General features: G+C 65.8%; 9 protein-coding genes and 2 pseudogenes. 10 read left to right on the top strand and 1 reads right to left on the bottom strand.

Annotation, left to right across the window (positions count from 1 at the left end):
* Window positions 1-50: 50 nt before the first annotated feature.
* A pseudogene (locus L6444_RS20120) lies at window positions 51-1,054 on the top strand (dihydrodipicolinate synthase family protein).
* A 21-nt stretch (window positions 1,055-1,075) separates the two neighbouring features.
* On the opposite strand, the gene L6444_RS20115 reads toward L6444_RS20120, so the two are convergent.
* Complete coding sequence (locus L6444_RS20115; RefSeq protein WP_236984288.1) at window positions 1,076-2,290, bottom strand: CaiB/BaiF CoA transferase family protein; 1,215 nt, start codon at window positions 2,288-2,290, stop codon at window positions 1,076-1,078.
* Between the two features lie 194 nt (window positions 2,291-2,484).
* Here L6444_RS20115 and L6444_RS20110 point away from each other — a divergent pair, with 194 nt between their 5' ends.
* The 9 genes and pseudogenes from L6444_RS20110 to L6444_RS20070 all read left to right on the top strand — a co-directional run bounded on the left by L6444_RS20110 (window position 2,485) and on the right by L6444_RS20070 (window position 12,358).
* Window positions 2,485-3,816, top strand: a complete 1,332-nt coding sequence (locus tag L6444_RS20110) for a flavin-containing monooxygenase (protein ID WP_236976786.1) — start codon at window positions 2,485-2,487, stop codon at window positions 3,814-3,816.
* Window positions 3,813-4,439, top strand: coding sequence for a TetR/AcrR family transcriptional regulator (locus L6444_RS20105; RefSeq protein ID WP_236976785.1), 627 nt, complete (start codon window positions 3,813-3,815; stop codon window positions 4,437-4,439). Before L6444_RS20110 ends, L6444_RS20105 begins: the two co-directional genes overlap by 4 nt.
* A gap of 10 nt (window positions 4,440-4,449) precedes the next feature.
* Window positions 4,450-5,361, top strand: coding sequence for an alpha/beta hydrolase (locus tag L6444_RS20100; protein WP_236976784.1), 912 nt, complete (start codon window positions 4,450-4,452; stop codon window positions 5,359-5,361).
* 130 nt (window positions 5,362-5,491) lie between these two features.
* Window positions 5,492-6,382, top strand: a complete 891-nt coding sequence (locus L6444_RS20095; protein ID WP_236976783.1) for an enoyl-CoA hydratase — start codon at window positions 5,492-5,494, stop codon at window positions 6,380-6,382.
* Window positions 6,383-6,409: 27 nt separating this feature from the next.
* Complete coding sequence (locus L6444_RS20090) at window positions 6,410-7,621, top strand: amidohydrolase family protein (protein ID WP_236976782.1); 1,212 nt, start codon at window positions 6,410-6,412, stop codon at window positions 7,619-7,621.
* Between the two features lie 3 nt (window positions 7,622-7,624).
* Window positions 7,625-9,257, top strand: a pseudogene (locus L6444_RS20085) (acyl-CoA synthetase).
* Window positions 9,254-10,108: an amidohydrolase family protein gene (locus tag L6444_RS20080; protein WP_236976781.1), complete on the top strand. Its 855-nt coding sequence runs from the start codon at window positions 9,254-9,256 to the stop codon at window positions 10,106-10,108. The pseudogene L6444_RS20085 and the gene L6444_RS20080 overlap by 4 nt, the downstream one beginning before the upstream one ends.
* Window positions 10,108-11,154, top strand: a complete 1,047-nt coding sequence (locus L6444_RS20075) for an acyl-CoA dehydrogenase family protein (RefSeq protein WP_236976779.1) — start codon at window positions 10,108-10,110, stop codon at window positions 11,152-11,154. The genes L6444_RS20080 and L6444_RS20075 overlap by 1 nt, the downstream gene beginning before the upstream one ends.
* 4 nt (window positions 11,155-11,158) lie before the next feature.
* Window positions 11,159-12,358, top strand: a complete 1,200-nt coding sequence (locus tag L6444_RS20070; RefSeq protein ID WP_236976777.1) for an acyl-CoA dehydrogenase family protein — start codon at window positions 11,159-11,161, stop codon at window positions 12,356-12,358.
* Window positions 12,359-12,363: the final 5 nt, after the last annotated feature.

The following is a 12,363-nucleotide window of genomic DNA, read 5'->3' as shown; positions in this document are numbered from 1 at the left end:
AAACTACGTGAAGCTGGCTGAAAACAGTTGTCCGGCAGGAGGAGTGGACGATGGCTACGGCAGCGCAGGCGCGCACCTGGGCGCACGGTGCGCTACGCGGTATCGGCAACTCCCCTGTACACGCCGTTCCGCGGCGAGGACGGCGACGACATCGACTGGGACGCCTATCGCACATTGGTGCGTTACTGCGTCAAAGATCTGGGCCACCCGATGTTGTGGTGCACCAGCGGGATCGCCGAATTCTGGGCACTGACCCCTCGACGAGCGCAAGCGCTTGCTCGAGGTCGCCGTCGAAGAGGCGCGTGCGATCAACCCCGACGTCGTCGTGCAAGCCTGCACGGCGGCCATCACGGCCAAGGACTGCCTCGATCTCACGCTGCACGCCCAGCGGTCGGGCGCCGATATCGCCTACATCCAGACGCCGATGATGGAGACGCACGGCGGCGAGGGCGTGCTGCGGTTCATCAAGTACATCGCCGCCCGTACCGACATCGCGCTGGGCATGTTCAATTCGCCGTCCTCCGGTTACGTGTTGACGCCGGCCGAAAGCGCGCGGATCTACCACGAAGTACCGGCGGTGTGTGCCACCAAGGAGGGTGCGTTCCGTCCCGCGGCCAGCCGGCGACTGCACGAGTTGGCGCCCGGGCTGGTGCTGTGGGAATGCGACAAGACGGTGTATCGGGCGGGCTGGCTGCGCGAGGGGATCGTGTGCCCCGCTCAACTGGGTACCGCAGGCTACCTCCACGAAACCCCGGCACGCCCTGTCTTCTCCGAGTACTGGGACCTGATCCAGAGCGGCAAGCTGCTGGAAGCCATGGATTACGGCCGCGATTCGGGCTTGGACCAGTTCGAGCTCGACATGGGGTCCTGGTTCACCTGCTACCCGGGACGACCTGAGTACTTCACCCACTGGGGCGGCGCGTTCAAGTACGCGGCCTCGCTGCTGGGCTTGCCGATCGGGGCTTATCCGCATTCCCGGCCGCCGCAGGCCGAGTTGCCGGAGGAAGCCAGGATCCAGATGCAAGCCGCCTACCAGAAGCTGGGCCTGATCTAGTCGCGAGGTGGCCGTACCCGTTCAGGCGATGGCGCCCGAGTCTTTGAGCTCGGCGATGCGGTCCCAGTCCATGCCCAGTTCCATCAGCACGATCTCGGTGTGCTCGGAGGCTTGCGGGGCTCTGGTGGTCTCCAGCGGTTCGTGGTTGAACTGGACCGGGCCGCGCACCACCTTGAACGGCGCACCGCCGCCGGCGAGTTCGACCTCGGCGATCATGTCGTTGGCCAGCGCCTGCTCGTCGCTGGCCAGCTCGACGAGGCTTTGGAACGGCGCCCACTGGCCCCGCATCGTCCTCAGGTGCTCTCGCCAGTAGTCGAAAGGCTTGCCGGCGAACGCCTTCGCGATCAATTCGGCTGCCTCGCCGGCATTTTGGATCAGTGGGAGCACCTCGGAGAAGCGTGGATCGTCGGCGGCCTCGGGGATGCCGAGATGCTCGAAGGTGTCGCGGATCAGCCCGGTCGGGCTGATGATGCACAGGTTGATGGTGCCGCCGTCGGAGGTCTGGTAGTTGCCCATGAACGGATTCACCAGTGGGCCGGTGGTTCCCGGCATCGGTGCGCGCATCACCTCGCCGGTCTCCATGCCTTGCGTGACGCTCGCGCCGGCCGCCCACCAGGCGGTACTGAGCAGCGAGACGTCGAGTTCGAGCGCCTCGCCGGTCCGTTCGCGATGCAGCAGGGCGGCCGAGATGCCACCGGCGATGAACATGCCGCCGATGGAATCGCCGAACGCGGGAATCCCTTGCGACAGTGGCGCACCCAGCTCCTCCGGGGTGCAGGCGTACCCGATGCCGCTGCGCGTCCAGAACACCGTGCCGTCGAACCCGCCGACGTCACGTTCGGCGCCCTTGTCGCCGTAGGCGGTGCCACGCGCGTAGACGATGTCCGGGTTGACCGCGCGGATGTGTTCCAGGTCGAACTTGTTCTTCTGCCGCACCCGGGGCATGTAGTTGGTCAGGAACACGTCGGCGGTCTTGGCCAGTTCGTAGATCACCTCCTGACCACCCGGCGTGGAGATGTCGATTCCGACGCTGCGTTTGCCCCGGTTGGGATGCTCCATCAGGGGATGCCGTTCCGGGTCGACCTGGATGCCGCCCATGTTGATGAAACCTCGCTGGGTGTCGCCGCGCAGCGGGTGCTCCACCTTGATGACGTCGGCGCCCCAGTCGGCCAGAATGGCGCCGGCCGCCGGGACGAAGGTGAACTGTGCGACCTCCAGGACCCGAAAGCCTTGCATTACTTTGATCATTCGTACCCTTTGTCGAAGGTGACCGGCAGCGCGGCGCGGTCACCTTAGGCAGCGTACTGCAGATCAGCCGAATCCAGTACAGTTGATCCAACAGTAACCGAGTGCCGGCGGCCATCACCCGACCTTTTGACATCTGTCAGAAATCATTGACCCGCGTCAAAAACGGGTGTTAGCCTCCGGTGATGTTGCGTCCACGCACCGCGGTCATCGGCGCCGGCATCAGCGGCCTGACCGCCGGCAAAATGCTCAAGGATTACGGCGTTCCCTACACCACCTTCGAGTTGTCCGACCGAATCGGCGGCAACTGGGCGTTCGGCAACCCCAACGGACACAGCAGCGCCTACCGGTCGCTGCACATCGACACCTCGAAACATCGCTTGTCGTTCAAGGATTTTCCGATCCCCGAGGACTTCCCGTCGTTTCCGCATCACTCCGACATCAAGGCCTACCTGGACTCCTACGCCCAGGCATTCGGGCTGCTCGAGCACATCGAGTTCAATAACGGCGTAGTGCACGCGCGCAAAGTGGGTGCCGGCTGGGAGATCGAAGATCAGCGCGGTGCGACGCGCGAATTCGACCTGTTGGTGGTGGGCAACGGACACCACTGGGATCCCCGCCTGGCCGACTTCCCGGGTACCTTCACCGGGGAGTCGATCCATTCGCATCACTACATCGACCCGCACACCCCGCTGGAGCTCACCGGCAAGCGCATCCTGGTGGTGGGAATCGGCAACAGCGCCGCGGACATCGCCGTCGAATTGTCTTCCCGCACACTGCAGAACACCGTCACCCTGTCCACCCGGTCCAGCGCGTGGATTGTGCCGAAGTACCTCGCCGGCCAGCCCGGCGACCGCTTCTTCCGCACCACGCCCTATCTGCCGCTGTCCTGGCAGCGGAAACTGGCGCAGCTGATGGCCCCGATGCTGGGTATCGACCCGACCCTGTACGGTCTGCCGCCGGCCAACCACAAACTGTTCGAAGCCCACCCCACCCAGTCGGTCGAACTGCCGCTGCGGCTCGGGTCCGGTGATATCACGCCCAAGCCCAATGTGACCCGACTCGACGGTGACACAGTACATTTCGAAGACGGCTCCAGCGGTGTCTTCGACGTGATCGTGTACGCCACCGGCTACAACATCACCTTCCCGTTCTTCGACCCCGACTTCATCGACGCGCCCGACAACCAGATCCGGCTTTACAAGCGGATGTTCAAGCCCGGCGTGGACAACCTGGTGTTCATCGGCTTCGCCCAGGCCATTCCCACGCTGTTCCCGTTCGTGGAATGCCAGTCTCGGTTACTCGCCGCATACGCCGTCGGCCGCTACGCGCTGCCGTCCGTCGACGAGATGGAGCGGGTGATCGACGCCGACCAGCGCCTGTACACCGGGCATTGTGTCGACCGGCCGCGGCACACCCAGCAGGTCGACTACTTCTACTACGAGCACGACCTGCGGGCCCGCGAGATCCCGGCCGGCATGAAGCGTGCCGAAGCCCGTGCGGGGGCTGCGCTGTGACCCGGGCGCGCACCGACCGCCGTGCCCCGCAGCGTGGCGACCAGCGCCGCGAGGCCATCCTCGACGCGCTCGAAAAGACGCTGCAGGAGCACGATTTCGACGACGTGAACATCGCCGAGGTGGCTGCCCGCGCCGGGGTCACCCGGCCGGCCTTCTACTTCTACTTCGAGAGCAAGGCGTCGGCTGTCGCGGCGTTGATGGAGCGGATGGTCGACGACACCATGTTCGTCAACGACATCTTCACGATGAGCGACTGCCCGCCGCGGGAGCGGGTACGCGGCATGCTCGAGGGGTTGTTCGACACCTGGGAGCGGCATCGGTCGATGTTCAAGGCCGCCCTGCAAGCCCGCGGACACAGCGCGGCGGGTAGGCGGATGTGGGATGACGGGCGCGCCACGTTCGTCGAATCGGTGGCCGGCATGATCCGTGCCGAACGCGTCGCGGGTACCGCGCCGGAGGGAATCGACGCGACGATTCTGGCCACCGTTCTGCTGGAAGTCAACGACCGCATGCTGGAACGGATGACCTTGGGCGGCCCGCTGAACCGGACCGAACTGCTCGACGGTGCGGCGGCGATATGGCTGGGTGCGGTTTATGGAATCGTCGCGGAACCGACACGATGAGGAGTGCGAGATGTCCTATCAGGAACTGACATTCCGATCGCAGGACAGCATGTGCAGCGGTTGGCACTTTGCCGGCCGCGATGACGGTACGCCGGCCCGGCCGGTGGTGGTGATGGCGCACGGCTTCGGCGGCACCAAGGATTCCGGTCTGCAACCCTTCGCGGAGAAGTTCAGCGCCGCCGGCCTCGACGTGCTGGCGTTCGACTACCGTGGCTTCGGCACCTCCGAAGGCGCTCCGCGGCAGTCTATTTCGATCAAGCGACAGGAGCAGGACTACCAAGCAGCTGTCGCCTGCGCCAAGGCGCTGCCCGGAGTCGACCCGAACCGCGTTGTGCTCTGGGGTGTTTCGATGTCCGGCGGGCACGTGCTGCGGGTGGCCGCGGGTCGCGACGACGTCGTCGCGGTGATCGCCATGACACCGCTGACCGATCCGTTGGCCACCGGTGCTGCCGTGCTCAAACAGCACACCCTGGGTACGGCGCTGCGTACGACCGTCGACGGCGTGCGCAGTCGCTGGGCGGTAGCGCGCGGGCGCACCCCGGTGCTGATGAAACTGACCTCCCGACCCGGCGAACACGGCGCGCTGTCGCTGGACGGAGCGTACGAGAACTACCTCTCGATCGCCGGGCCGTCCTGGCGCAACGAAGTGGATTCCGGGGTGGGGTTCGAACTGGCCAAGGTCAAGACCAAAGCGGCCGCGAAGAGCCTGCGGGCGGCCCTGTTGATCCAAATCGCGGACTTCGACCGGTTCGTGCCGGCGTCCTCGATCGCCAAGACCGCCGTGCACGGCCGGGCGCAGGTGCACCACTACCCGTGCGATCACTTCGACGTGTGGCCCGGTCATGACTGGTTCGACCAAGCGTCCAACGACCAGATCGGCTTCCTGGCAAGAGCATTGGGGCCGGCGCAACTGCCGGTCTGAGCAGGCGTTCGACGGGTCGGTGGCACCGGTGGGCCGCATTGCAGAAAGCAGTACCGATAGGTATACAGTATGTACCAACCTATGACCGGTCATCCCCCGACGGTTGCCGCATGACGAAGGGACAGCCCCGATGACCACCGACGGCAGCGCGGTCGCCGAGCGGCCGATCGCGTCCAGCGAGCCGGTGCTCTACGAAGTCTCCGAATCCGGCGTCGCGGTGATCACCCTCAACCGTCCCGAGCGCCGCAATGCCTGGGGTGGGGGGATGACGGATCGGTTCTTCCGCTATGTCGAAACGGCCGAGGCGGACAGCAACGTCCGGGTCATCCTGCTGACCGGCAGCGGCGGTGCGTTCTGCGTCGGTGCGGACATGGGGGACCTGGATTCGATCTCGTCGACCACCATCGAGTCGGCCGGCAAGACGGATGTCCGTTCCCTGGTCGCCGAAAAGCATCCGTATTTCCTGACTCAGCTGCGCAAGCCGGTGATCACCGCGATCAACGGCTCGGTCGCCGGCATCGGACTGTCGCTGGCGCTGATGTCAGATGTCCGCTTTGCCGCTGCCGGGGCGAAGTTCACCACGTCGTTCGCGCGCCGGGGACTGGTCGCCGAGTACGGGATCTCGTGGATCCTGCCACGATTGGTCGGCTGGGGCGCGGCCATCGACCTGCTGCTGTCCGGGCGCACCTTCCTGGCCGAGGAGGCGCTCGAGCTGGGTCTGGTCAAAGAAGTGGTGCCGGGTGAGCAGTTGCTGGGTCGCGCCCTGTCCTACGCCGAGGACATCGCCCGCAACTGCGCGCCCAGCTCGCTGGCGGTGATGAAACAGCAGCTCTACGCCGACGCCGAGCTGCCGATCGTGCAGACCAGCGAGAAGGCCGAGCAGCTGATGCACGAATCGATGACCCGCAGCGATTTCATCGAGGGCATCACCGCGTTCTTCCAGAAGCGTGCGCCGAACTTTCCATCTCTGACCGCCCCGAAGATAGACGACAGCCCCGAAGATCACAGCCCCGAAGATTAGAGATTGCAGACTGAGAGGACGTCCACGATGACCACGTTGGACTACCGAGCGATTGACGTCGACAACCACTACTACGAACCGATCGACTCGTTCACCCGGTACCTGCCCAAGGAGTTCAAGCGCCGCGGTGTGCAGATGCTGCGGGACGGCAAGCGCACCTGGGCGGTGATCGGTGAGCGGATCAACCAGTTCATCCCGAACCCCACCTTCGACCCGATCATCGAGCCGGGCTGCCTGGATCTGTTGTTCCGCGGCGAGATCCCCGAAGGCGTCGACCCCGCCTCGCTGATGAAGGTGGACCGGCTGGAGAATCATCCCGAATACCAGAACCGGGACGCCCGGGTGAAGGTGATGGACACCCAGAACCTCGAGACCGTGTTCATGCTGCCGACCTTCGCCTGCGGCGTGGAGGAGGCCCTCAAGCACGACATTCCCGCGACGATGGCGTCGGTGCACGCCTTCAACGAGTGGCTCGACGACGACTGGGGCTTCGACCGTCCCGACCACCGGATCATCTCGGCGCCCATCATCTCGCTGGCCGATCCCGAAATGGCGGTCGGGGAAGTGGAATTCGTGCTCGGTAGGGGAGCGAAAATGGTGCTGGTGCGTCCCGCGCCGGTACCCGGGGTGGTCAAACCGCGTTCATTGGGCGACCCATTGCATGACCCGGTATGGGCGCGGCTGGCCGAAGCCGGTGTGCCGGTGGGCTTTCACCTGAGCGACAGCGGCTACCTGGCGATCAACGCGCTGTGGGGTGGCAAGGCGACTTTCGAAGGATTCGGCAAAAAGGATCCGTTGGACCAGGTGCTGCTCGACGACCGTGCGATCCACGACACCATGGCGTCGATGATCGTGCATCAGGTCTTCACCCGGCATCCCAAGCTGAAGGTCGCCAGCATCGAGAACGGCTCTTACTTCGTCTACCGGTTGATCAAGCGTCTCAAGAAGGCCGCCAACACCGCGCCCTATCACTTCAAGGAGGACCCGGTCGCGCAGCTGCGTAACAACGTCTGGATCGCACCGTATTACGAGGACGACGTGAAGCTGCTCGCCGAGACGATCGGGGTGGACAAGATCTTGTTCGGCTCGGACTGGCCGCACGGGGAGGGACTGGCCGACCCGATGGCGTTCACCGCCGACATACCGCAGTTCCCCGAGTTCAGCGCCGAGGATACCCGTAAAGTCATGCGCGACAACGCACTTGACCTGCTCGGTGCGAACGTGCCGGTGTCGGCGTAGCCGATGGGCGAATGGACGATCGGGGCGGTCCTCGACGCGGTCGCCGACGCAGTGCCCGATCGGCTGATGACGATCTGTGGCAGTCGCCGCAGTACCTTCGCGCAATCCGCGGACCGGACCCGCCGGCTGGCCAATTACCTGGCGGCCAACGGATTCGGCGTGCACACCGAGCGTGACCAGCTGGGCAACTGGGAGTGTGGTCAGGACCGGGTCGCGCTGATCATGCACAACGACCTGTATCCAGAAATGGTGATCGCGTGCCTCAAGGCGCGGGTGGTTCCGGTCAACGTGAATCACTACTACACCCCGCGCGAGGTTGCCGACCTGCTGGCCTACGTCAAGCCGCGCGGCGTCATCTATCACCGCGCGCTGGGCGCCAAGTTCGCCGACGTCCTGCCCGCGCTGTCCTGGGCAGGCACCGAACTGCTGATCTCGATCGACGACGGCAGCGAGCTGCCCGAGCTGTCCGGTGCTGTGCCACTCGAAGATGCACTGGCACAAGGTGATTCCGACCACCCAACGACGCCGCAGCCGGATGATCTGCTGATGATCTGCACCGGCGGCACGACCCGGACGCCCCAAGGGGGTGCTGTGGCGCCAGGCCGACATCTATGTGTCCTCGATGAACGGTGCCGACCACGCGGAAGCCGCCGAAATCCACCAGCGCGTGCAACACGCCGGGGCGCCCTGGTTCGCGGTGTCCCCACTGATGCATGCGGCCGGCATGTGGACCGCCTTCTCGGCGATCCTGAACGGGCAGACCGTCGTGCTCTACGACACCCGCCAGAAGTTCGACCCGGCCGCGGTGCTGCAGATCGCCGAACGCGAGAAAGTGGGCCTGATGACGATGGTCGGTGACGCATACGCCGCGCCGATCGTCGAGGAACTCGGCCGGCGCCGCTACGACCTGTCCAGTCTGTTCGCCATCGGCACCGGCGGAGCGGCCACCAACGTCAAACACCAACGGGCGCTGCTGAAGTACCTGCCGCACATCACCGTGATCAACGGCTACGGATCTTCGGAGACCGGAAACATGGGATTCGGGCACAGCAAGCAGGACACCCAGGCCGACACCTTCACCATCCGGCCCGGCGGCCTGGTGCTGTCGGAGGACTACGCCCGCTTCCTGCGGCCGGGCGAACCACACGTCGGGTGGGTGGCCCGCACCGGCCGAATCCCGTTGGGCTACTTCGAGGACGAGGCCGCGACCGCAAAGACGTTCCCGGTGGTGCAGGGACAGCGGGTGGTGATCTCCGGTGACCGGGCCGCCGTCGACGCCGACGGCACGTTGCGGCTGTTCGGCCGCGATTCCCTGGTGGTCAACACCGGTGGCGAGAAGGTGTTCGTCGAGGAGGTCGAAGAGGTGCTGCGCGCCCATCCCGCCATCGCCGACGCGTTGGTCATCGGCCGCGACAGCGAACGCTGGGGGCAGGAGGTGGTGGCGCTCGTCGAGTTACGCGACGGGGCCGAGGCGCCCGAGGAAGAGCTGCGGGAGCACTGCAACGCCGAGCTGGCGCGATTCAAGACGCCGAAAGCCTTCATCGTGGTGGACAAGGTGCGCCGGCTGGGCAACGGCAAGGCCGACTACCGCTGGGCCCGACGACAGGCCACGGACACGGCAAGGATGCACCGATGACGCCGTCCGGACCCCGCCGAGTCATCGACTGCCTGGTCAACGTCCACTTCGGCGAGACCGAGACCCAACCGGAATTCATGAAGAGAGTCCGCGACGACTACTTCAAGGGCCCCAAGTCGATGTTCGACCCGGTGGAGCTTCCTGAGTTGCTCGACGAGATGGACCAGCACGGGGTGCGCAAGGCCATCCTGATGGACAACCTGGCCAAGCCTTCGGTCACCGCCCGCAAGTTCGTCGAAGCCCGCCCGGACCGCTTCGCGCTCGCCATGGGGGGCGTCAACCTGTTGCGCCCGGTGGCGTCGCTGCGCGAGTTGGCCGCCACGGTGGCCGACCTTCCGGTCGCCTATACCGTTGTGGGGCCCAGCTTCTGGGCAGACGGGCAATACCCGCCGAGTGACGCCGTCTACTACCCGCTGTATGCCAAATGCGCCGAGATCGGGCTGCCGCTCTGCGTCAACACCGGCATCCCGGGCCCACCGATCCCCGGCGAGGTACAGAACCCGATCCATCTGGACCGGGTGTGCGTGCGTTTCCCGGAACTCAAGTTGTGCATGATTCACGGTGCAGACCCGTGGTGGGAGATCGCGATCCGGATGCTGATCAAGTACCGCAACCTGCGGCTGATGACCTCAGCGTGGTCACCGAAGCGGTTGCCGGACAGCCTGATTCACTACATGCGCAGCCGCGGTGCCGAGAAGGTGATCTTCGCCTCGGACTGGCCGGTGCTGCGCCAGCACCGGGTGGTGCCGGAGGCCAACGCCCTGGACCTGCCCGCGGAAGTCCTGGACAACTACCTGTACAACAATGCCGACACATTCTTCTTCAACGCGGACGAGGATCAGGAGCCCTGATGGATCGCTACGAATTACGCCGAGTCGACTACAGCCTGACCGACGACCACAAGGCTCTTCAGTCCGCCTATCGGCAGCTGCTGGAAACCCACTGCCCGATCGAAACCGTCTGGGCAGCACAGGAAACCGGGTTCGACAAGAGCTTGTGGGAGCGATTGTGCGCGACCGGCGCGACGTCGATGGCGGTGGGGGAGGACTCGGGCGGCGACGGCGCGACGCTGGTGGATCTCGCACTGGTGGCCGAGGAATTGGGTCGGGCGCTGGCCCCGGTGCCGTGGATCGAGCACGTCTGCGCGGCGCGGCTGGCCGAACGGCTCGGCGTCGCCGAGGCCGATCTTGCCGACGTGGTCAAGGGCAGCCGCATCCTGGGACTCGACGTCGCGCCGGAATCGACCACCGGGTCAAGGCTTGTCGCCTCGGCGGCGATCGCCGACGCCCTGGTGGTCGCCGACGGCGACGAGGTGGTGCTCCTGACGTTTGCCACCAGACCGGCGCGGGTGCCCAATCTCGGGCAGCTGCCGATGGCCTGGGTGGACCCCGCGGCGGCGGATTCACGGACGGTGCTGGGTTCGGGTCCGGAGGCGCTTGCCGCCTACCGTCGGGCCTTCGACGAATGGCGGGTGCTGACCGCGGCCGCGCTGGCCGGACTGGTCGAGCAGACCATGACCATCGCCGCCGAATTCGCCAAGACCCGCTACACCCTGGGCGTCCCGATCTCGACACTGCAGGCGATCTCGCATCCGCTGGCCAACATGGCCATCACCGTGCAGGGCGGACGCAACCTGGCCCGGCGGGCCGCCTGGTTCCTGGACAACGAACCCGACGAGCGACCCGAACTGCCCGGCTGCGCCTTCGTCTTCATGGCCGAGGAGGCGCCCAAAGCGGCAACCATGGCGGTGCATATCCAGGGTGGACTCGGAGTTTCCGTGGAGGCTGCCGCGACGGCGTATCTGGTGCGGGCCCGTGGCTGGGCGCTGGCCGGTGGTGATCCGGGCCTCACCGCCAAACAGGTCGGACAACTCGTCGCCGAGCGGGAAAGCGCATAAGGCAATGGATTTCACCCGCGTCGAGCTTGACGAAGAAGATCAGGCTTTCCTGGCCGAAGTCCGCGCCTTTCTCGCCGAACACGTCACCGACGAGGTGCGTCGCCGCGACCGCGAGACCGGCGACAACTTCGACGAGGCCGTCCACCTGGCGATGGGCGCCGCCGGATACCTGGAGAAAGAGTGGAAGCCGTTGGCCGACGGCGGGTTCACCCGGGTACGACGGCGAATCTGGGAACTGGAGAAGCGCCGGGTGCACACACCCTGGGTCACCTGGGGCACCACCGCGATGGTGGCGCGCGCCGTGGCCGCGTTCGGCAAACCCGAGCTCGTCGAGGAAGTGATGCCCAAAGTCTTCACCGGCGAAGTCCGGATGTGCCTGGGCTACACCGAACCCGAGGGTGGTTCCGACGTGGCGACCTGCAAGACCCGGGCTGTCCGGGAGGCGGATGGATCGAGCTGGATCGTCAATGGCGCCAAGATGTTCACCACCGGCGCGCACAACTGCCAGTACGTCTTCCTGATCACCAACACCGACCCGAGCGCGCGGAAACACAAGAGCCTCACCATGTTTCTGGTTCCGCTGGATCTGCCGGGCATCGAGATCCAGGGCATCCGCACCGTCGACGGCGACCGGACCAACATCGTCTATTACAGTGACGTCCGGGTCGACGACAAGTACCTGCTGGGCGAGGTCAACGGCGGTTGGACCGTGCTGCGCGGGCCGTTGGACGCCGAACACGGCGCGGTCGCCGCCGCGTCGGACGGCCTGCAGGATGTCGCGATCATGCAGCACCAGACCGGGTTCATGTCGGCGGCCGTGGATGCCGTCGCGGCCTCGGTGGGCCGCCGCGGACCGGACGGGTCGCGGCGCATCGACGACGGATCGGTCGCCTACCGGCTGGGCCGCAGCACAGCCCGGTTGGAGGCGGCATTGTCGACTCCGAGCATCTTCGGTCGGGTCGCGCAGGCACAGACGATGCGCGACATCGGGCCCGACCTGATGGACATCGCCGGGCCGGCATCGGTGCTGCCGATCGAGACCGAAGGTGCAGCGGATAACGGAACATCGGAGTATCTCTACCGATTCGCCCCGCTGGCCGGGATCTACGGCGGCACACTGGAAGTGTTCCGCAACATGATCGCCCAGCATGTGCTCGGACTCGGCAAGCCGAACTACTCGCCGCCGGTGCAGAAGGTTTCCTGACCCGC

The organism is Mycobacterium kiyosense, from assembly GCA_021654635.1.
GTDB lineage: Bacteria > Actinomycetota > Actinomycetes > Mycobacteriales > Mycobacteriaceae > Mycobacterium > Mycobacterium kiyosense.
Note: the sequence above shows the minus strand (reverse complement) of the source record. Positions and strands in the feature narration are given on the sequence as shown.